The 21,172-nt window shown below is 47.6% G+C and carries 21 protein-coding genes; all 21 read right to left on the bottom strand.

The window, feature by feature from the left end; translation table 11 throughout:
- Positions 1 to 2: 2 nt before the first annotated feature.
- The 21 genes from fliI to rplS all read right to left on the bottom strand — a co-directional run bounded on the left by fliI (position 3) and on the right by rplS (position 21,088).
- Entirely contained in the window at positions 3 to 1,316 is a 1,314-nt protein-coding gene (fliI, locus tag NSQ39_RS10845) for a flagellar protein export ATPase FliI (protein ID WP_175076220.1), read from the bottom strand.
- Positions 1,316 to 2,083: a flagellar assembly protein FliH gene (fliH, locus tag NSQ39_RS10850; RefSeq protein WP_175076219.1), complete on the bottom strand. Its 768-nt coding sequence runs from the start codon at positions 2,081 to 2,083 to the stop codon at positions 1,316 to 1,318. Before fliH ends, fliI begins: the two co-directional genes overlap by 1 nt.
- Positions 2,067 to 3,083: a flagellar motor switch protein FliG gene (gene fliG / locus NSQ39_RS10855; protein WP_046128963.1), complete on the bottom strand. Its 1,017-nt coding sequence runs from the start codon at positions 3,081 to 3,083 to the stop codon at positions 2,067 to 2,069. Before fliG ends, fliH begins: the two co-directional genes overlap by 17 nt.
- Before the next feature lie 13 nt (positions 3,084 to 3,096).
- Complete coding sequence (gene fliF, locus NSQ39_RS10860) at positions 3,097 to 4,698, bottom strand: flagellar basal-body MS-ring/collar protein FliF (RefSeq protein WP_175076218.1); 1,602 nt, start codon at positions 4,696 to 4,698, stop codon at positions 3,097 to 3,099.
- Positions 4,699 to 4,748: 50 nt separating this feature from the next.
- Positions 4,749 to 5,066 carry a flagellar hook-basal body complex protein FliE gene (gene fliE, locus NSQ39_RS10865; RefSeq protein WP_175076217.1) on the bottom strand — a complete coding sequence of 106 codons (318 nt, stop codon included), beginning with the start codon at positions 5,064 to 5,066 and terminating at the stop codon, positions 4,749 to 4,751.
- Positions 5,067 to 5,078: 12 nt separating this feature from the next.
- Positions 5,079 to 5,531 carry a flagellar basal body rod protein FlgC gene (gene flgC / locus NSQ39_RS10870; protein ID WP_046128966.1) on the bottom strand — a complete coding sequence of 151 codons (453 nt, stop codon included), beginning with the start codon at positions 5,529 to 5,531 and terminating at the stop codon, positions 5,079 to 5,081.
- Complete coding sequence (flgB, locus tag NSQ39_RS10875; protein ID WP_175076216.1) at positions 5,531 to 5,920, bottom strand: flagellar basal body rod protein FlgB; 390 nt, start codon at positions 5,918 to 5,920, stop codon at positions 5,531 to 5,533. The genes flgC and flgB overlap by 1 nt, the downstream gene beginning before the upstream one ends.
- 342 nt (positions 5,921 to 6,262) lie before the next feature.
- Positions 6,263 to 7,042 carry a GTP-sensing pleiotropic transcriptional regulator CodY gene (gene codY / locus NSQ39_RS10880; RefSeq protein WP_006638180.1) on the bottom strand — a complete coding sequence of 260 codons (780 nt, stop codon included), beginning with the start codon at positions 7,040 to 7,042 and terminating at the stop codon, positions 6,263 to 6,265.
- Between the two features lie 37 nt (positions 7,043 to 7,079).
- Entirely contained in the window at positions 7,080 to 8,483 is a 1,404-nt protein-coding gene (gene hslU / locus NSQ39_RS10885; protein WP_216898998.1) for an HslU--HslV peptidase ATPase subunit, read from the bottom strand.
- Between the two features lie 16 nt (positions 8,484 to 8,499).
- Positions 8,500 to 9,042 carry an ATP-dependent protease subunit HslV gene (gene hslV, locus NSQ39_RS10890; protein ID WP_048354622.1) on the bottom strand — a complete coding sequence of 181 codons (543 nt, stop codon included), beginning with the start codon at positions 9,040 to 9,042 and terminating at the stop codon, positions 8,500 to 8,502.
- A 13-nt stretch (positions 9,043 to 9,055) separates the two neighbouring features.
- Complete coding sequence (xerC, locus tag NSQ39_RS10895) at positions 9,056 to 9,970, bottom strand: tyrosine recombinase XerC (protein ID WP_216898996.1); 915 nt, start codon at positions 9,968 to 9,970, stop codon at positions 9,056 to 9,058.
- A gap of 66 nt (positions 9,971 to 10,036) precedes the next feature.
- A complete protein-coding gene (gene trmFO, locus NSQ39_RS10900) occupies positions 10,037 to 11,341 on the bottom strand; it encodes an FADH(2)-oxidizing methylenetetrahydrofolate--tRNA-(uracil(54)-C(5))-methyltransferase TrmFO (protein WP_046128971.1) in 1,305 nt (434 codons plus the stop codon).
- Positions 11,342 to 11,417: 76 nt separating this feature from the next.
- Positions 11,418 to 13,493: a type I DNA topoisomerase gene (gene topA, locus NSQ39_RS10905; RefSeq protein ID WP_175076213.1), complete on the bottom strand. Its 2,076-nt coding sequence runs from the start codon at positions 13,491 to 13,493 to the stop codon at positions 11,418 to 11,420.
- A gap of 205 nt (positions 13,494 to 13,698) precedes the next feature.
- On the bottom strand, positions 13,699 to 14,601 hold the full coding sequence (dprA, locus tag NSQ39_RS10910) for a DNA-processing protein DprA (protein WP_046128973.1): 903 nt from the start codon (positions 14,599 to 14,601) through the stop codon (positions 13,699 to 13,701).
- A gap of 93 nt (positions 14,602 to 14,694) precedes the next feature.
- On the bottom strand, positions 14,695 to 15,597 hold the full coding sequence (gene sucD, locus NSQ39_RS10915) for a succinate--CoA ligase subunit alpha (protein WP_175076212.1): 903 nt from the start codon (positions 15,595 to 15,597) through the stop codon (positions 14,695 to 14,697).
- A gap of 19 nt (positions 15,598 to 15,616) precedes the next feature.
- Entirely contained in the window at positions 15,617 to 16,777 is a 1,161-nt protein-coding gene (gene sucC, locus NSQ39_RS10920; protein ID WP_175076211.1) for an ADP-forming succinate--CoA ligase subunit beta, read from the bottom strand.
- 176 nt (positions 16,778 to 16,953) lie between these two features.
- On the bottom strand, positions 16,954 to 17,232 hold the full coding sequence (locus tag NSQ39_RS10925) for a FlhB-like flagellar biosynthesis protein (RefSeq protein ID WP_046128976.1): 279 nt from the start codon (positions 17,230 to 17,232) through the stop codon (positions 16,954 to 16,956).
- Positions 17,229 to 18,881: a hypothetical protein gene (locus NSQ39_RS10930; RefSeq protein ID WP_445662412.1), complete on the bottom strand. Its 1,653-nt coding sequence runs from the start codon at positions 18,879 to 18,881 to the stop codon at positions 17,229 to 17,231. The genes NSQ39_RS10925 and NSQ39_RS10930 overlap by 4 nt, the downstream gene beginning before the upstream one ends.
- A gap of 51 nt (positions 18,882 to 18,932) precedes the next feature.
- Positions 18,933 to 19,700, bottom strand: a complete 768-nt coding sequence (locus tag NSQ39_RS10935) for a ribonuclease HII (protein ID WP_175076209.1) — start codon at positions 19,698 to 19,700, stop codon at positions 18,933 to 18,935.
- A 74-nt stretch (positions 19,701 to 19,774) separates the two neighbouring features.
- Positions 19,775 to 20,626, bottom strand: coding sequence for a ribosome biogenesis GTPase YlqF (gene ylqF, locus NSQ39_RS10940; RefSeq protein WP_046128979.1), 852 nt, complete (start codon positions 20,624 to 20,626; stop codon positions 19,775 to 19,777).
- Between the two features lie 114 nt (positions 20,627 to 20,740).
- Entirely contained in the window at positions 20,741 to 21,088 is a 348-nt protein-coding gene (gene rplS / locus NSQ39_RS10945; protein ID WP_046128980.1) for a 50S ribosomal protein L19, read from the bottom strand.
- Between the last annotated feature and the right edge of the window lie 84 nt (positions 21,089 to 21,172).

Below are 21,172 nucleotides of genomic sequence, written 5' to 3' on the forward strand. Positions count from 1 at the left end.
TCTTATTCCTCTCTTCCTGTAAGACTCTTTAAGAAGGAAATGCTGTCTTCCATTGATGCGGTCTCATCTACTTCCTGTTTGAGGAAGCTGATCAGCTTTGGATGAAACTGTATCGCCTCATCGATTTCTCTCGAAGATCCTTTTTTATATGCGCCTATGTTGATTAAATCCTCTGAGTTTTGATAGGTTGATAACAGTTCCCTGAAGCGGTTTGCCGCCTTGATATGGTCTTTTTCAGAAATGTTTCCCATAACCCTGCTGATGCTTTTTAAAATATTGACCGCCGGAAACTGGCCTTTATTCGCCAGATGTCTGTCAAGGACGATATGCCCGTCCAAAATCCCCCTTACCGTATCGGCGATCGGTTCGTTCATATCGTCACCGTCTACAAGAACCGTATAGAACGCGGTGATCGAGCCGCTTTCATTTGTTCCTGTTCGTTCTAAGAGCCGGGGTAAAATAGCGAACACTGAAGGTGTATAACCTTTCGTCGTCGGCGGTTCTCCCGCCGCCAGCCCGATTTCCCTCTGGGCCATGGCGACCCTTGTCACCGAATCCATCATAAACATGACGTTTTGTCCCTTGTCCCGAAAGTACTCGGCAATTGCCGTCGCCGTATAGGCCGCTTTCAGCCTCATCAAAGCCGGCTGGTCAGATGTTGCGACAACGACGATCGAACGCTTTAATCCTTCTTTTCCAAGGTCTTTTTCGATGAATTCGCGCACTTCGCGCCCGCGCTCGCCGACAAGGGCGATGATGTTCAGATCTGCTGCAGTTTGCCTTGCGATCATTCCCATCAGCGTGCTTTTCCCGACGCCGCTTCCCGCGAAGATACCGACACGCTGCCCTTTTCCGACAGTTAAAAGGCTGTCAATCGATCTGACTCCAACTTCCATTTTTTCTCTGATTGGCGGCCGTTTCATCGGATTTGGCGGGGCCTGCTCCGTCGAAACCGGAGTCAAGCCTTTCGGCAGCATGCTGCCGTCGAGCGGATTTCCAAACGCATCGACAACCTGGCCGATCAAGCCGGCGCCCACCTTGATCCTCAATGATTCGCCCGTCGCTTCGACGATGCTGCCCGGGGCGATATTTGACGCCTCAAGGTACGGCATCAGAAGGATATTTTGGTCTTTGAAGCCGACGACTTCCGCTTTAATAACCTTCCGGCTGTCTCCTTTTGTATAAATTTTGCAGACATCACCGATCGAGCTTTCCGGCCCTTTCGATTCAATCATTAATCCGACGGCCTGTTTTACTTTTCCATAGCGTTTATAAGAATCGGCTGTTTCGATACACTCCAGAAGCTGATCCATCATCACCGGCTTTCACCCGCCGTTTCAAGTGCATCGAGCAGCTTTTGTTTGAGCTGCTGCAATTGGGTGTCGATGCCGGCGTCGATTCTTCCAAACGCCGTTTCGATATAGCAGGTGCCTTTTGCCGCTTTTTCATCTGCGTAGATCGCGATGTGTGCACCGTATTGAAGCATCTCTTCAAGCTCATTTTTATGACTCTGAACCTCTATGTAATATTCCGGGTCCACATAAATGGAAATCTCGTCAAACTCCTTCATCTCAGACAGCACCTGTTTGACAAGGACGATGAAAGCTTCTTTGTCATCAGGCTTTTGATTCCATACTTTTTTCGCCAGGGAAACGGCAAGCGTAATGATGTCTTCGGCAGATTGCTCGATTTTTTGCTCATAATCCTGTCTTGCTGCCCTGACGATGGCGTTTGCACCTTCCAAATAGGATTGATAAGATTTTTCCGCCTCAGCCTTCCCCAGTTCAAAGCCTGCCTCATAACCTTCTTTTTTCGCCTGTTCGATCAGGGCTTCGCGTTCTGCTTCCCAGTCTTTTCTTTCCTGTTCGATTTGCCGGCGGATCTGTTCGAGTTCGACATTCGCCTTTTCGTGAATTTCCTTTGCTTGTTGCTGCGCCTTGTCAATAAGAAGCTCGGGGCTTTCTTCGGCAGCCAGATCGGCCGTCGTTTCAGGAAGCTTAATTTCTTTTAAAGAAATCTTTCGCTTTTTTTGATCGGGAACGGATGATAATCGCTGTTTAATGATATTAGACAATGATATCATCCCCTCCGCCTCTGGCGATTACGATTTCACCCGCTTCTTCCAGTCTCCGGATGACGCTTACGATTCTGGATTGAGCCTCTTCAACATCGCGCAGACGGACAGGTCCCATGAATTCCATTTCCTCTTTGAACGTTTCAGCCATACGCTGTGACATATTGCTGAAGACGATGTCTTTGACCTCTTCGCTCGCGACCTTCAAGGACAGAAGCAGATCGTCGTTTTCGACATCGCGGATAACCCTTTGAATGGCCCGGTTGTCAAGCGTAACGATATCTTCGAAGACGAACATCCTCTTCTTAATTTCGTCAGCAAGCTCAGGATCCTGAATTTCCAGGGAATCAAGAATCGTTTTTTCCGTTCCCCTGTCAACTCCGTTTAATACTTCCACAACCGCTTCTATGCCGCCGGTCTGCGTGTAATCCTGAGTGAAGGTCGATGAAAGCTTCTGCTCCAAAATCTGCTCCACTTCGTTGATGATTTCCGGTGATGTCCGGTCCATGACGGCGATCCGCCTTGCGACCTCAGCCTGCACGTCCTGATTCAGTTCCGACAGGATCTGTCCGGACTGCACAGGATCAAGGTAGGATAAGATCAAAGCGATCGTCTGCGGATGCTCGTGCTGAATAAAGTTCAGAATTTGTTCAGGATCAGCTTTTCTGGCAAAATCAAACGGCCTGACCTGCAAGGATGATGTGAGCCTGTTGATAATGCTTGACGCCTTTTCTTCGCCAAGCGCCTTATCCAGGACTTGTTTCGCGTAATGGATACCGCCTTGGGAAATGTACTCCTGGGCGATGGCCGTTTCATGAAATTCCTGAATAATTTCGTCTTTTTTCTGTGGCGAAACAGATCTGACATTTGATATTTCAAGCGTCAGCCTTTCAATTTCTTCGTCGGTTAAATGTTTGTAAACGGACGCTGACACATCAAGCCCTAAGGATATCATGAGGATGGCCGCTTTTTGCTTGCCTGTAAGCTTGTCTTGTTTCATTTTTGCCATTTCAAAACTCCTCCTAATCCTCGGTCAGCCAGCTGCGTAGTAATTTTGCGAATTCTTCCGGTTTGTCTTTCGCCATTTTTTCAAGCTGTTTTCGTCTGACGGTTTCTTCAGTCTCTTTTTCGTTGTTAACATCCGCAACTCTTATCGGTTCCTGAGGCGTTTCATACCATTCCTCTTCATATTCCTCGTCGTCATTTTTGCGTCTTCTTACAAGCCAGAAAATCAAACCGATCAGCGCGATCAAGACCGCTCCGCCTGCAATATAAACCCAAAGCGGAATGCCGCCGGTATCCTTTGCCGTATCAACCGTTGTTTTTCCATCGAACTGTTCGACGGATACGACGATTTTATTTTGAAGGTCTTCGTCTGACAGGTTATTATTCTCAGATTTGTCAATCGATGTCCGGACGATTGTAGAAAGAATGTTTTTAATATCGTCCTGCCGTTCCTGCGTCAGAGAAGCCGGATTTTTAGGATCAGGCGGTTCAACTAAAACTTGAATGCCTAAATCTCTGACTTTATAAGGGCTTTCTGCGATTTCTTTATGAATCTTGTTAACTTCGTAATTGAGACGGTCTTCGCTTTTTTCGTAATTTCCGTTATTATTGCCGTCTTCAGTTTCGGCATAGTTGGTGACGTCTTTGTCACCTGTGCCGTTGACTCCGCCCGCCTTAGCCCCGTCACCAGAGTACGTTTCGCTGATTTTTTCCGAGCTTACGACAATGCCTGCCATGTTTTCCTTGTCTACAGGCTCAACAAGGTCTTCTTTTCTTTTTTCCTGCGTAAAGTCGATGTCTGTCGTAACAGATACCGCGACTTTATCCTGGCCCATCATCGTGCCGAGCAAGCTTTGAACCTGTCTTTGAAGATCTTTTTCGATCTGCGTCTTGATCTCACGCTGCGATGCATATGTATCTCCAGCCGTGCCTCCGGCGCCCTCGCTGTTTTGATCATAGTAATTCGAATTTTGATCCATGATGACGATGTTTTTCGGATCAAGATTCGGCACGCTTTTAGAAACCAGATGATAAAGGCCGTTGATCTGGCCTTTGTCCAGCGTATAGCCCGGCTTGATCTGCAGAACGATCGACGCGGAAGCTTCCGGTTTTTCTTCTCCGATAAAAACGGAATCCTTCGGCATGTTGATCATTACTTTTGCATCCTTGATCCCATCCATGCCTTTGATTAAGTTTGAAAGTTCCGTCTGCGTCGCCTCGGCTTTTAATACGTCAAACTCATTGTCCGTCATTCCGAAGCTGGCGTTTTGGCTGAAGAATGAATAATCAATGCTTCCGCTTTTCGGCAGCCCCTGGGCGGCCAGTTCGACTTTCAGCGAATCGACCTGCTCTTCAGGAACCTTGATGACGGTACCGTTATCCGCCAGTTCGGAAGAGACGCCCTTTTCATCAAGCACTTGTTTAATCTGTCCTGCCTCTTCAGCAGACAGGTCTTTGTAGAGAGGAACCATCTTCTCTGATGAAGCAAAAATGGCGATGATGATGGTAAGGATGACGGCTGCTGCAAAGCCGCCGATCATTAATATTTTTTGCAGCTTCGATCTTTTATTCCAAAAATCAGTTATTTTTGTTTTGATTTGCGTTAAAGTACGATTCATCTTACTCCCCCGGTAGTTACACTAATTCTCTTCGCTTTCAGACTCCTTTCCTACATTTGCATTCTCATGATTTCCTGATAAGCCTCCACCGCTTTGTTGCGGAATTCTGTCGCTGCTGTTAAGGTCACGTTTGCTTTTTGTGCCGCGATCATGACTTCGTCAAGATTGACATCCTGACCGAGTGCCAGCGCGTTTGTCAGTTTATCAGATTCATTTTGAGATTGATTCAGAGCATTGATAGAATCTTTCAGCACATTTGAAAAGCTGGTTTGGTTTGCGGAACCTGCCTGACTGTTGTTGATCTGATTTGTTGCGTCTGTTCCCGCCTGCGCGGCTTGGACCTGGAACGGAGAGATTCCGTTGATCATAAGTTCATCACCCTACTTTCCAATTTCTAATGCTTTCATGAGCATTCCTTTTGTTGCATTCATTGCTGTGACATTTGCTTCATAAGATCTCGTGCTGCTCATCAAGTCGACCATTTCCTTCAGGGGATCGACATTCGGCATTTGTACATAGCCGTCTTCATTTGCGTCAGGGTGTGTCGGATCATAAACAAGCTTAAAAGGCGTTTCATCTTCACTGATTTTTGTTACTTTGACCCCTTCACCGATTCTGCTTGATGCATTCATCGATGACTCCAGAACGGATGAGAAGGACTCGCCTTTCGGAGCAGTTGATACAAGCTTCCGCCTGTAGGGCTGCCATTCTCCATTCACCTTCTTGGCTCTTGTTGTATCCATGTTCGCAAGGTTGGAAGAAACGGTGTCCATTCGGACACGCTGAGCAGTTAAGGCAGAAGCCGAGATGTTGATGCTACCAAATACCCCCATCATTTACCTCCCGTAATCGCTGTTTTCAGCGAGTTGAATTTTCCGCTGATTCTTTCAACTAGTGCTTGGTACTGAATTTGGTTTTCAGCCATTTCGCTCATTTCCTGATCAATGTCCACGTTGTTTCTATTCTGCTGGTATGATGTTTGTTTGCTCGACGCGATTGAATAATTCGACTCACAGCCTTTAAAGTCAATATGTCTATAGTCTGTTTTTGTTGCATCTATCCGGGAGGACTCCTCATTCAGCATATTTTTAAAGGATACTTTTTTCGCCTTGTAGTTCGGTGTATCTACATTGGCGATATTGTTGGATATGACTTTTTGCTTAACATTCGCTCGTTGCAAGGCTCCTTCAAGTGTTTGAATCGTTCCTGAAAATATATCCACCGCCAAATACCTCCAATCTTTTTCCATCTGTCTTAAAATCTTGTCGAGAATTGTAAAAACCATAAGCCTATTGTAAGAAATAATAGGCTTAAAGTCTATGATCTGACAGCAAAAAAAAATCGTAATATATATCTATTTTACCGGTAGGTCTTTTGACCTAGATTGTAAGAACTATGTTTTTCAAATGAAATGGAGCTCACTAAAAAATATATCAGAATATTTTTTAGTGAGCTCACAAGTCTGATAATATTGAGTTTATCGTTTCAAAAAATTACAATAATATAATTTATAAAGGTTGACAAAAAAAAGGCTGCAGAACATTTTGTTCTGCAGCCTTTTTGATTAATGAGACTTTAGTTTTTCAAGCTCCATCAGGAACTTGTTGTTCAGCACTTTAATGTATGTGCCTTTCATCCCTAATGAGCGGGACTCAATAACGCCTGCGCTTTCGAGTTTTCTCAGCGCATTTACGATAACCGAGCGCGTAATGCCGACGCGGTCTGCAATTTTACTTGCAACGAGCAGGCCTTCGTTCCCATCGAGCTCCTCGAAGATATGTTCAATCGCTTCAAGCTCGCTGTAAGATAATGAACTGATCGCCATTTGAACGACAGCCTTGCTGCGGGCTTCCTCTTCGATTTCTTCGGCTTTCTCTCTGAGAATCTCCATTCCGACGACAGTTGCGCCATATTCGGCAAGGATCAGATCATCATCTTCAAATTTTTCCTGAAGACGGGAAAGAATCAATGTTCCGAGTCTTTCACCTCCGCCGATGATCGGTACGATCGTTGTCAACCCTGCTTGGAAAAGATCGCGGTTTTCGACAGGGAACGCCGTGTATTCGCTGTTAATGTCGAGGTTTGATGATGTTTCCGGAATGTTGAACAGGCTTTTTGTGTAATCCTCAGGGAACTGGCGTTCTTCAAGCATTTTTTTCATCCGGTCGTTTTCGATCTGCTGGTTGATAGAGAAGCCGAGAAGTTTTCCTCTGCGGCTGACGACGAAAATGTTCGAATCAATTACATCGCGAAGCGTTTCGGCCATTTCTTTGAAATTAACCGGCTTCCCTGCCGCATTTTGCAGCATTGCATTAATCTTTCTTGTTTTTTGTAATAAAGCCATAATAAATGATCCTCCTAAATTACTCGTATTTAATTGTTTATAAAATAAACTGGCTTAAATCCTTATTCTTGGCGATCGAACCTAGCTTTTCTTCGACATACTGCGGCGTGATAACCACTTGTTCCATCATCACGTCCGGAGCCTCAAATGACAGTTCCTCCAATAGCCGTTCCAAAATCGTATGGAGTCTCCGCGCTCCGATATTATCTGTGTCCTGGTTCACGTGATAAGCCACTTCTGCAATCTTACGAATAGCATCGTCAGAAAATTCAAGAGATATACCTTCAGTCTTTAATAAAGCTTTATACTGTTTCAGAAGCGCGTTATCAGGTTCGGTCAAAATTTTGACAAAATCATCGATGCTCAGCTTTTTCAGCTCGACGCGGATCGGAAAACGTCCCTGAAGCTCAGGGATCAAATCAGACGGCTTTGCCATATGGAATGCACCCGCCGCAATGAACAGCACGTGGTCTGTTTTGACCGCTCCGTACTTCGTCATGACGGTCGAGCCTTCAACGATCGGCAAAATATCGCGCTGTACGCCTTCCCTTGACACATCCGCCGAAGAGGAAGCTCCGCTTTTTTTGGCGATTTTGTCGATTTCATCAATGAAGATGATCCCTGATTGTTCGGCTCTTGCCACCGCTTCCTGAGCCGCTTCGTCCATATCGATAAGCTTGGCGGCCTCTTCGTTCGTCAGCACCTTTCTGGCTTCCCTGACGGTGAGCTTGCGGCGCTTTTTCCTTTTCGGCATCAGACTGCTGAGGGCATCCTGCATGTTCATGCCCATCTGTTCCATGCCTGAGCCTTGGAGCATATCAAACATCGAAGGCTGCTGCTCTTCAACCTCGACTGTGACGTAATGGTCCTCAAGTTCGCCGAGAGCGAGCTGATGCGCAATACGCTTCCGTTTGTTTTCGATATCTGATTCTTCCTGCTTTTCCGCTTCGTCGTTTTGCTGATCCTGATTTCCGCCAAACAGCATTTCAAAAGGATTTTTGGCTCCTGCCTGTTTTTTTCTTCCGGGAACAAGCAGGCGCACGAGCCGTTTATTCGCGTTTTCCTCGGCGATGCCTTTGACTTCATTCATTTTTTCCTCTTTGACTAGGCGTACGGATGTTTCGACAAGATCCCTGACCATTGACTCAACATCACGGCCGACATAGCCGACCTCCGTGAATTTCGTCGCTTCGACTTTAACGAACGGCGCGCCTACGAGCTTGGCAATCCGCCTTGCAATTTCGGTTTTTCCTACTCCTGTCGGGCCCATCATCAAAATGTTCTTCGGAACGATTTCTTCGCGCAGCTTTTCATCAAGAAGACTTCTTCTGTAGCGGTTTCTCAAAGCGACGGCGACCGCTTTTTTCGCGTCGAGCTGGCCGATGATGTACTGGTCAAGCCGTTCAACAATCTGTCTCGGCGTCAGCGGCTTTTTTTCCATATGCCTCATATCCTTTCTATTCAAGTTCTTCTACAATGATCTGATCGTTCGTATACACACAGATTTCGCCCGCAGTTTCGAGTGATGCCTTTGCAATCTCTTTTGCGGTCAGGCCCGAGGCATGGCGTTTCAGAGCCCGGCCTGCGGCAAGGGCATAGTTCCCGCCTGAGCCGATCGCAAGGATGCCGTCATCCGGTTCGATTACTTCCCCCGTTCCGGAAACGAGCAGAAGGCTGTCGGCATTCATCACGATCAGCATCGCTTCAAGCTTTCTGAGAATTTTATCGCTTCGCCACTCCTTCGCAAGCTCCACAGCCGCCCGCTGGAGATTGCCGTTGTATTCCTCAAGCTTCGCCTCAAACATTTCAAAAAGAGTGAAAGCGTCTGCAACAGAACCCGCAAAACCCGCGAGCACTTTTCCGTTAAACAGCTTCCTTACCTTTCTTGCCGTATGCTTCATGACGACAGCCTGACCGAACGTGACCTGGCCGTCACCCGCCATGGCGCATTTTCCGTTATGCCGGATGGCAAATATCGTTGTTGCATGGAAAGATGACATAAAAGAACCTCCTTTATTTCCCTTTTTGAGCACGGGGGTGGTGAGACATATACGTCTTTCTGAGCATGTCTTTCGATACATGTGTATACACCTGGGTGGAAGAAAGATTTGAATGTCCCAAAAGCTCCTGTACGCTCCGCAAATCGGCCCCCTCATTTAATAAATGGGTGGCAAACGTGTGGCGAAGCATATGAGGATGTATATGTAACGTACCCGAAGTCTTCTTGACCAGCTCATCCAAAATATAGCGGACCCCCCTTGAAGTTAAGGGGCCCCCCCTCTGATTTAAAAAGACAAAAGGGCCGGGCTCCTTTGCTTTTGCAAGGAGGACGCGCCTTCCATTTTGAAAATATAGATCCAAAGCCTCGCGGGCATAGGAACCGAATGGAATATACCTTTGCTTTTTTCCTTTCCCGTGAACCAATACCGTCTCCAAAAACAGATCGACTTCGGATTCCTTTAAGCTGCAAAGTTCGCTCACCCGCATGCCTGTGGCATAAAGAAGTTCCAGCAGCGCTTGGTTTCTTTGGCCAAGCGGCGTGTCCAAATCAGATATACGAAACAGTCCTTCAAGCTCCTTTTCATACAAAAACTTCGGAATTCTTTTGTCCTGTTTCGGAAGACTGACGAGCAGAAACGGGTTTTCTTTAACCAATTTTTCCCTTAATAAAAATTTATAGAAGCTTCGCAGAGCGGAAATTTTCTTGCTGATCGTTCTGCGTGTAAGCCCTTTTTCATGAGCCTCCGTCAAAAAAATCCTTACATCTGGATAGGTGACGTCTTCAAAGCCCTTTATTCCCTGAACTTTTAAAAAGGATTCAAATTCCTCTATGGAAGAAATATAACCCACAATTGTATATTTTGAATAATTCTTTTCTATTTGTAAATATTCAATGAATAAAGTTAAAAAATTCTTAACATTTGCCATGACTCCACCTCGCCGAAAAGGGCTTTTAAATGGTATCACATAACAAGTTGATCATGCAATGAATAACTATAGTGTTTTCGCAATATTTCGAATCGTTTCCAAGGCGCGCAAAGCGTACTGTTCATTTCGTTCCTGTTTATTTTTAATTTTAACCCCCAGATCCTTAAAAAGCCCGAAATTCGCATTCATCGGCTGAAAATTCTTCTTGTTCGTTTCCGTAATGTAGTGGGCCATGCTGCCGATTGCCGTCTCACCTGAAAACGTGACAGGCTCTTTGCCCATGACAAGGTGCGCCGCATTGATACCGGCGACAAGCCCCGATGCCGCTGACTCGACATAGCCTTCAACCCCGGTCATTTGTCCGGCAAAGAACAGATCGTCCCGCTTTTTAAACTGATACGTCGGTTTTAAAAGGCTCGGCGAGTTGATGAACGTATTTCTGTGCATGACGCCGTACCGGACGATTTCAGCCTGTTCCAGCCCCGGAATCAGACGGAGAACCTCTTTTTGATCGCCCCATTTCAAGTGCGTTTGAAAGCCGACGATGTTATAGAGCGTGCCTGCGGCATCGTCCTGTCTGAGCTGAACGACAGCGTACGGACGTTTTCCCGTTTTCGGATCTTCCAGGCCAACCGGCTTCATCGGTCCGAAAAGCATCGTTTTTTTGCCCCGCTTGGCCATCACTTCAATCGGCATGCAGCCCTCGAAAAAGATCTCTTTTTCAAACTCTTTCAACGGAACGGTTTCCGCGGACACGAGCGCATCATAGAACCGGTCGAATTCCTCTTCTGTCATCGGACAGTTCAGGTAGGCGGCTTCGCCTTTATCATAGCGCGATTTTAAATATACTTTATCCATATCAAGGCTGTCCTTTTCGACAATCGGCGCTGCGGCGTCATAAAAATACAGGTAGTCTTCGCCGGTGAGCTCCCGGAGCTGCTCTGACAGCGCCTCGGAAGTCAGCGGGCCTGTCGCGATGATCGTCGGTCCTTCCGGAATCGACGTCACCTCTTCATTAATAACGGTCACATTCGGATGATTCTTCACTTTATCCGTTACGTTTGCGGCAAATTCGTGTCTGTCCACGGCAAGCGCTCCGCCGGCCGGTACTGAGCATTCATCGGCGGCGGCGATAATCGCCGAATCAAGAATCCGCATTTCTTCCTTTAATACGCCGACGGCATTCGTTAAAGAATTGGCGCGAAGCGAATTGCTGCAGACAAGTTCTGCGAATTTGTCAGTGTGATGCGCCGGCGTCTGTTTGACGGGCCTCATTTCGTACAGGCGGACGCTGATCCCCCGTTTTGCAAGCTGCCATGCTGCTTCGCTTCCGGCAAGTCCGGCCCCGATGACGTTAACTGTTTGATTCATGTTTTACATCTCCTAATTTATGAATTGAATTGTTCTTTTAACACAACAAAGAAGGTGAGCAAAGCCCTGCTCACCGCTACTTTTGTTGTTCTTCCTTATAATCGCAGCCCACGCATTGCACCTGAACGCCTTTTTTGAGCTTTTTCTCGACGAGCATGTCCCCGCATTTCGGACATTTGCGCTCAAGGGGTTTATCCCATGATACGAATTCGCATTCAGGGTAACGGTCGCAGCCGTAAAAGATGCGGCGCTTTTTCGATTTGCGTTCGACGATGTTGCCGATTTTGCAGGACGGGCATTTGACGCCGATTTCTTTGACGATCGGCTTCGTATTGCGGCAGTCGGGAAAATTGGAGCAAGCCATAAATTTTCCGTAACGGCCCATTTTGTATACCATCGGATGGCCGCATTCTTCGCAGTCGACGCCGGCATACTCGGGTTCGATTTCGACTTCCTGCATCTCGGCTTCCGCTTTTTTCACGCGCTTTTCAAAATCCTTATAAAAAGAATCGATGATCTGCACCCACTCGATGTTTCCGTCTTCAACGTCATCAAGTTCTTTTTCCATCTTCGCCGTAAACTCGACGTTAATGATTTCAGGGAAAAACTCCATAATGAGATCAAGGACGATACCGCCGAGTTCCGTCGGCACAAAGCGTTTATTATCAAGCGCGACATATCCCCGCTTTTGAATCGTGTCAAGCGTAGGAGCGTACGTGGACGGGCGCCCGATGCCCAGCTCTTCAAGCGTTTTGACGAGCCTTGCTTCCGTATAGCGCGGAGGCGGCTGGGTGAAGTGCTGTTCAGGTTCGATGTCCTTGGAAAGAACCGTATCCCCTTCTGCCAGGTCAGGGAGCATCTTGTTCTTTTCCTCCATCTGGTCGTCTTTTCCTTCAACATACACTTTCATAAAACCGGAAAATTTGACTTTACTTCCGTTCGCCCGGAACGTCAATCCGTTGTTTTCAAGGTCGACGCTCATCGTATCCAATGTGGCCGGCGCCATTTGGCTCGCAACGAAGCGTTCCCAAATCAGCTTGTAAAGTCTAAGCTGGTCTCTGCCCAGCACGGCTTTCAGCTCTGAGGGCTTCCTGAACACTGAAGTCGGCCTGATCGCTTCGTGGGCATCCTGGGCGTTTTCATTCTTTTTGGCGGGCTTTCGTTTGCTGCCCAAAAATTCTTTTCCGTAGTTTTCGCCGATAAAAGCGGCGGCTTCTTCCTGGGCCGTGTTTGAGATGCGGGTTGAATCCGTTCTCATATACGTAATGAGCCCGACCGTTCCTTCTTTTCCAAGATCGATTCCCTCATATAACTGCTGGGCGATCATCATCGTTTTCTTCGCCCGGAAATTTAATTTGCGCGCGGCTTCCTGCTGCAATGTTGACGTTGTAAACGGCAGAGCCGGATTTCGTTTGCGCTCTTTTTTCGTTACCTTTTTGACATCAAATTTGTTTCCTTTGATCTGTGAAAGGATCTGTTTGACATCGTCTTCGCTTTTTAATGGATGCTTCTCGCCGCGGATGCCGAAGAAGCTGGCTTCAAAGGCTTCTTTTCCTTTCAGGAACGTGCCTTCAATCGTCCAGTATTCCTCGGGTTTGAACTCGTTGATTTCTTTTTCGCGGTCAATGATCAGGCGGAGCGCAACAGATTGCACGCGTCCCGCGCTTAACCCTTTTTTGACTTTTTTCCATAAAATCGGACTGATTTTATAACCGACGAGGCGGTCAAGCACCCTTCGCGCCTGCTGGGCATCTACGAGATCCATGTTGATCATGCGCGGATGCTTAAACGAATCTTTGATCGCGTCTTTTGTAATTTCGTTAAATACGACGCGGCAGTCTGAATTTAAATCTAAATCCAGACTGTGGGCAAGGTGCCATGCGATGGCTTCCCCTTCCCTGTCGGGGTCGGCTGCGAGATATACTTTTTTCGCTTTTTTCGCCGCCGTTTTTAAATCCTTCAGAACCGGTCCTTTCCCGCGGATCGTAATGTATTTTGGTTCAAAGTTCCGCTCGATGTCAACTCCCATTTGGCTTTTCGGCAGATCTCTGACATGCCCCATCGATGCTTTTACTTTGTATTTTTTTCCTAAGTATCGTTCAATCGTTTTCGCCTTTGCAGGCGATTCCACGATGACTAAGTATTCGGACATCACATTATCCCCCTCAAGAGGTGTTCTCTCTCTTATCAATTTAGCCTTTTTATTGTATTCATCATAATCGCCGTTTATATAGTGATGATGTTGATTAAAAACGTCTGATTTATTTCCTTTTATATGATGAACGCTGATTAAAGCGTTTAAACTTGAAATCCTCACTATTATTAAATATTCATATACGGTTTGTCAAACGATAATTCTAAACGGATTCCGTATAACGGGCCTGAAATGCCGGAAGCTCACCGAGAATATCGTCTACGCTTGAGACGAGTTTTGCTCCTTCCTGGATCAGCCCGGCCGGTCCTTTTGAATTTTCGTCAAATATTGAACCAGGCACCGCAAATACTTCCCTGCCTTGTTCGAGCGCCTGGTAGGCGGTGATGAGCGAGCCGCTTTTTTCCTTGCCCTGAATGACGACGATTCCTTCTGTTAAGCCGCTGATCAGCCGATTTCGCTGCGGAAAGTGCCATTTTTGGGGTTTTGTATCGGGTAGGTGCTCTGACACCAGAAGATGGCTTTCGGCCATCTGTTGGGCAAGCAGACGGTTTTCACGAGGATATATGCAGTTGAATCCGCCGGCGATGATGCCGATCGTTCTTCCTTTTGAACGGATTGTCTCCCGATGGGCGTGACCGTCGATCCCTTTGGCAAGCCCGCTGACGATTGTCCATTCCTTTTTGCTGAGCGCTCTGGCAAAGTAGGAAGCCGCATTTTCGCCGTACTGTGAAGGATTTCGGGTTCCCACAATGCCGATGAGCCTTTTTTCATAAAGAAGGGTTTTGTTTCCTTTGAGAAAAAGAACGGGAGGCGGGTCGTGGATCGTTTTCAGCAGAGGTGGATATTCAGGGGACGAAATCGCAATTACGCTTATTCCGTTTTCGCGGTAGCTTGCGATGATCTGCTTAACATTCGGAAGCTCTTTTTCGGCCAGCTTTCGGATGGCGCCGACGTTTATGCTTTTCGATGACAGCTTTTTTAGAGAGTGGTTCTTATCTTCCGCAAGCGATAAGGACGGGTCTTCCTTCCACCATTTAAACAAGAGGGAAGGGGAAAGGTTGCTGTACAGGCGAAGCAATATTAAAAGCCCGCACTTGTCATTCATTCGAAAACCTCCATTATAAAGTATCGTACGAAATCTCCATGATAAAAAAGCAGGAATAGACCGTTCGGACTATTCCCGCTAAGGGACGATAAATCAGTGTGTCTTGCAGGTTTCGTAAAGTCCTTTTTCCTTCAGGACCTTAATCAGCGTTTCACCCATGACTGAAGGTGTTTCCGCGACTTCGATTCCGCAAGCATTCATCGTTTTAATCTTTTCGTCAGCCGTGCCTTTTCCTCCAGAAATGATGGCGCCGGCATGGCCCATCCGCTTTCCGGGAGGCGCCGTTTTTCCGCCGATAAAGCCGACGACAGGTTTAGTCATGTTTGCTTTGACCCATTCTGCCGCTTCTTCTTCGGCTGTTCCGCCGATTTCCCCGATCATGATCACCGCATGTGTCTCAGGATCTTCATTAAATGCTTTCAGCACATCGATGAAGTTCGTGCCGTTCACAGGGTCTCCGCCGATTCCGACTGCCGTCGACTGGCCGATTCCGGCTTCTGACAGCTGATGAACCGCTTCATATGTAAGCGTTCCAGACCGCGACACGACTCCGACATGGCCTTTTTTATGAATGTATCCCGGCATGATGCCGATTTTGCATTCCTCAGGCGTGATGACTCCCGGACAGTTCGGCCCGATCAGCCTTGTTTTCTTGCCTTCCATAAATCGTTTCACTTTTACCATGTCAAGCACCGGAATATGCTCGGTGATGCAGATGACGAGCTCAAGCTCAGCGTCAACCGCTTCCATAATCGCGTCTGCGGCAAATGGCGCCGGGACATAAATGACAGATGCGGTCGCTCCCGTTTCGTTTACCGCGTCTTCCACCGTATTGAACACAGGCACCCCTTCAACCTCTGTTCCGCCTTTGCCCGGCGTCACACCGCCGACGATTTTTGTTCCGTATTCGAGCATCTGCTTTGTATGAAACAAAGCGGTTGAACCTGTTATCCCTTGAACAATGACTTTTGTGTCTTTATTAATAAATACACTCATTTTGGTCCCCCTGCCTTTCTTACTTCACTAAGGATACGATTTTCTGCGCGCCGTCAGCCATCGATTCCGCAGACGTGATATTGAGTCCAGACTCATCGAGGATCTTCTTGCCGAGATCCACGTTTGTTCCTTCCAATCGAACGACAAGCGGCAATGTCAAGCCGACTTGTTTTGTCGCTTCTACAACGCCTTCGGCAATGACGTCGCACTTCATGATGCCGCCGAAAATGTTGACGAAGATCCCTTTGACATTTTGGTCAGACAAGATGATTTTGAAAGCTTCCGTTACCTTTTCGGCTGTTGCGCCGCCTCCTACGTCAAGAAAGTTGGCCGGTTCCCCTCCATAGTGTTTGATGATGTCCATGGTCGACATCGCAAGCCCCGCTCCGTTGACCATGCATCCGATGTTTCCGTCGAGCGAAATATAGCTTAAATCGTATTTTGATGCTTCAATTTCCTTCGGATCTTCTTCATCAAGATCCCTGTATTCCAATATGTCTTTTTGCCTGTATAAAGCATTGCTGTCGAAATTGAGCTTTGCGTCAAGCGCCATGACCTTCCCGTCTCCAGTGACGACGAGCGGGTTGATTTCGGCGATGGAGCAGTCCTTTTCAACAAAAGCAGTGTACAGGCCCATCATGAATTTCACGGCCTGGTTGACGAGCTCTTTGGGAATGTTGATCGCAAAAGCGATTTTCTTCGCTTGATAGCTTTGCAGTCCGACAGCCGGATCAATGACTTCTTTGACGATTTTTTCCGGCGTTTTTTCGGCGACTTCCTCGATCTCCGTTCCGCCTTCTTCAGAAGCCATCAGGACGATGCGCGATGTCGCCCTGTCAAGAACAAGCCCGACGTAATATTCCTTTTTAATATCGCAGCCTTCTTCAATAAGTAAGCGTTTTATTTCGCGGCCGTCAGGACCCGTCTGATGAGTGACGAGCGTTTTCCCCAGCAGTTCTTCCGCATAGGTTTTCACTTCGTCTGTTGATTTTGCAATTTTTACCCCTCCTGCTTTGCCGCGGCCGCCTGCGTGAATTTGAGCTTTCACGACATAAACCGGGCCCGACAGTGATTCTGCCGCTTTGACCGCTTCTTCTGCTGTAAATGCCACTTTACCTTCCGGAACGGTCACCCCGTATTTTCTGAGGACCTCTTTCCCTTGGTACTCATGGATATTCATTTCCCATCCTCCTAACTTATGTAGCAAAAATAAAAATAGACTGCGCTTTCATTTTATATAATCATAGATCGATTGTCTAGGTTTCAATAAGAAATCGCAAAATCCTTCTAAACATTCAAACTTTTATTTTATTGAAAATATAAAAATTAATAAAGGGAATGCCTTTTTCGCAAAGGTCATTCCCTCATTTTCACTTTTTCATCCAGCGTATAGATGAACGAAAAGATCTCGGCGACGATTTCATACAGCGCTTCAGGAATATGATCGTCAAGCTCCAGATGGCGCATCAATTCGACAAGCGTCGGGTCCTCCTGAATCGGAACGCCCGCTTTTTTCGCTTCTTCAATGATCTTTTCGGCCGTCAGACCCGATCCTTTGGCAACGACTTTCGGCGCCTTGTCTTTCATTTCATCATAGTGAAGAGCGACAGCCCTTCTTAATAAAGATTCCTTCATACTTTCACATCCAGGGCGCTTTCTGTGACCTGTTCAAACTGACGTTCCAAAAACGGCGCGATTTCAATGTTCTCGCGCTGTTTCGCCGTGACGCTTGACAGGCTGTAGCCCAGCTCTTTCACATTTTCTTTCAGGACGGGAATCAGGGGCTCGATGAGCGGCTCCAAATCAAAGCCGGTCTCGATCGTAACCGTCATGACGTTTTGCTGGATAAAGCAATCGACCACCGTCTCCTTCAACCCCTCCAGCTGAAGATAAAACATGAGGCGGCATTGGGACGGATCGATTTTTCCGTCCTCCTTCTTTTTCCCCTTTAAGAAAACCGTCAAATCCTGAACCCCGTTCTTTGAAAACAAAGGATACGAAAGAAACAGCTGGCTTTGCGCGGCATTGTCCTGCTGCAGAAACAGCTGGCCGTTTAAACGGTGAAAGATCTGCTCCGCTTCATGTCTTACAGGCGCCGGGAGGTCCTGGGAATTCCTCATCTCGTTCAAAAGCAGCTTTAATGAGTGAAGTCCCCCATCTTTCAAGGTTGCTCCGCTGTCGAGCGCTTTAATGAATGACAGCTCATCTTTGACGCCAAAAAGGTCTTTCGCTTTGAAAAGGAAGGCGAGCGCATCCGCTTTATTCGTCAATGAAGGCGCTGTTTCCCTGATGATATTCCGCAGTACGTCCATCTCGTTTTCCGGCAGTGCACCCAGACCGGCGCGAAGCATCACAGGCTGTTTGGCTTCGATCGCTTTCACCCAGTTTACCGCTTCTTTGACCAGGGTTGTCCCGTTATGCTCGGCCTGTGCGGCCAATTTTGCGAGCAGGCGTTCCGCGGCTGCGGATTCAAAGCTCTGCGGTCTCTGCTGTACCGTCATTCTTTCCTGTCCCGCCTGCACCTGCTGGGGGGTTCCTCGTTCGGGTGCATCCGCCTGCAGAAGGAGCTGGGCGGTTTGCTTCGCGTCCTTTCCGGCCGATGCGGTGAGTTCTTTCAGCACCTGAATCAGCTTTTCGGCATGAACCTCAGTTTCCGCCTGCAAAATCGGCAGCAGCGCTTGTTTCAGCTTTTCCAAACTTGCCGTCTGCTGCTGCTCCCTATTGATCATCTCAAAAGTTTCTGCGATCTGTTTGTGCAGGGGAACCGGATCTTTCACGGCCAGAATCGAATCCAGCACGCCGGGGTGAACCGGCAGCTCGCGCTTCAGCGCGAACATGACGGCATCCGCACCTTTCCGGGCCTCTGGCTTCGGCAGATTTTCAAGCCATTTGACGGCCGCTTTTAAGTCGTTTTCCTTGATGGGCTGCTGTTCTTTCAGCATCGCTCCGACCAGAAATAAGGCTTCATTCGTACGTTTCAATGAGAGCCCGTTTAACAGCTTTACAGCGGCATCCCGCATCGTCTTCGGATTTTTGTCAAACGCCTCGACGACCTGAAGCCGGCCCGCCGGTTCATCCGGTTTCTTCTCATAAGAAAACCAGTAGTATGTATTTGCGGCAAGCGGCGTTTCCAGTTTTCCCTGCAGCACCGAATTGCCGATCTGAATTTCGGCCAGCTGTCCGCTGATGAAACGGAGAACCTTTCCGAGCATCAGCCTTTTCTGATCGGTCTCCGTCCCCATGATCTGCTTTATAGAATCCGACTTTTCAAATTGTTTTATCATGCTGTTATGTATGTCGTTCAGCATCACCGGCATCCTGCTCCCTTTTATGATTTATAAATAGGCTTGAACAGGGGCGAACGATCTTCGGTGAATCGGTGACGGTCCGTATTTGGCAAGGGCTTCGAGGTGTTCCTTCGTCCCGTAGCCTTTATGCTTTTCAAAACCGTACATCGGATAGCTTTCTGCGTATTCGTCCATCAGCCTGTCTCTCGTCACCTTGGCGATGCAGGCGCCGGCGGCGATCGACGCGCTCTTGGCGTCCCCTTTTATAATCGAGGACTGCTTCGTTTCCAAAGGAATCGACATCGCGTCCAGCAAAAGGTAGTCTGGAGCCGCGGGCAGCGCTTGAACGGCTTTGACCATCGCAAGCTTCGACGCTTCGTAAATATTCACGTCATCGATCACGGCTGAATCGCAAATTCCGACGCCGACAGCAACCGCTTCTTCCATAATGTAAGAATAGTAATCTTCCCTTTTTTGTTTTGACAGCTTTTTGGAATCCGTCAAACCGAGTATTTCACAGTCGTCTTTTAAGATGACGGCAGCGGCCACGACAGGGCCTGCCAAAGGGCCTCTTCCGGCTTCATCTATTCCGGCGATATAACGGTAGCCCTCCGATCTTAAACGCCGCTCCATAGACGTCATCACCCACCACTCTTCCCGCAGGGCCGCGAGCTTTTCGTTTTTCTTCAGCCATGCGCTGACGAGGGCTTGAACGCTTTTTCGCTCATCTTTTTTACACTGCTCGATAAAAGGGTCGTGCTCTTCTTTCACCGATTGAAGATGTTCTTTGATTTCTTTTACGGTTAGTGGTTTCACTTTCTCTTCTCCCCTATTTTTCTTATCGGCGCTTCTCCGGCAAAAATAAAGACCCGCCTCTTTAAAAGCGCGCCTTAATCGTCTATAGGCTTCTCAAAAGAGAGCGGGCCGAATTTTTCGGTGCGGATATCCCGGATGATCACTTCTGTCGTTTTGTCATAATTAATCTCTCCGCCTGCCATCAGACAGCCGCGCTTTTTGCCGATCTCATCAAACAAACGTGCGATCTCTTCCGGAATGTCCGCTAAATCGTAGCGCTTTTTTAAGCGGTCGGGATAATGCTCTTCCAAAAAGCGCAAAGCGAAAACCGCGACATCCTGCAAATTGATGATCGAATCTTTTATGGCGCCAGTTGCCGCCAGCTTTAATCCGACGAGCTCGTCCTCAAACTTCGGCCATAAAATGCCCGGCGTATCGAGAAGCTCAAGCTCTTTTCCGACTTTCACCCATTGCTGTGCGGTCGTAACCCCCGGTCTGTCGCCGGTTTTCGCAATGTTCTTTTTGGCGAGCCGGTTGATCAAGGTCGACTTGCCGACGTTCGGAATGCCGACGATCAATGCCCGAATCGCCCTCGGCTTTACGCCTTTTGCTTTCATTTTATCAAATTTTTCTTTGAGCAGCTCTTTTGAAGCCGGCAGGATTTGATTTAACCCTTGACCGTTAACGGAGTTAATCGCAAGCGAGGGAATCCCGTCTGCTTCAAAGTGCTTTTTCCATTGGTTCGTCACCGCGGAATCGGCTTTATCCGCTTTATTGAGCAGCATGATTCGCGGTTTATTCTTGAGGATCTCTTCGATCATCGGGTTTCGCGAAGACATCGGAATTCTGGCGTCTACCAGCTCATATACGATGTCGATTAGTTTCAGCTTTTCCGTTACTTCCCGCCTCGCTTTGGCCATATGCCCGGGAAACCATTGAATTACCATATGACGGACACCTTCCTTCTGTTACTGCTATCTTTTAAAAGGCAGAATGATTTTATACTTCTTTTACAAAAAAAGAGCTTGTTATGGTTAACAAGCTCTTTTCGTTCGCTATCATTATCGTCTGATTTCTTTAATACGAGCCGCTTTTCCACGAAGTTCGCGCAAGTAATAAAGTTTCGCACGGCGTACTTTACCATGGCGGACAACTTCGATTTTCGCGATTTTCGGTGTGTGCAATGGGAATGTACGCTCAACTCCGACACCGTAAGAAACCTTACGAACTGTGAAAGTTTCGCTGATTCCGCCACCACGACGCTTAATCACAACACCTTCGAATACCTGAATACGCTCGCGGTTACCCTCGACGACTTTCACGTGTACGCGAAGAGTGTCACCAGGACGGAACGCAGGCAAGTCAGTGCGCAATTGTTCTTTTGTGATTTCTTCAATCAATTTTTGCATCGTCTTCAACTCCTTCCAACAGATGCTCATGAGCGAATAACCTCACACAGCGGAACATCGTTTTCAAACTCAAACGAAACCCCC

Origin of the sequence: Bacillus sp. FSL W8-0848 (assembly GCF_038007805.1) — a bacterium.
Taxonomy (GTDB): Bacteria; Bacillota; Bacilli; order Bacillales; family Bacillaceae; genus Bacillus; species Bacillus glycinifermentans.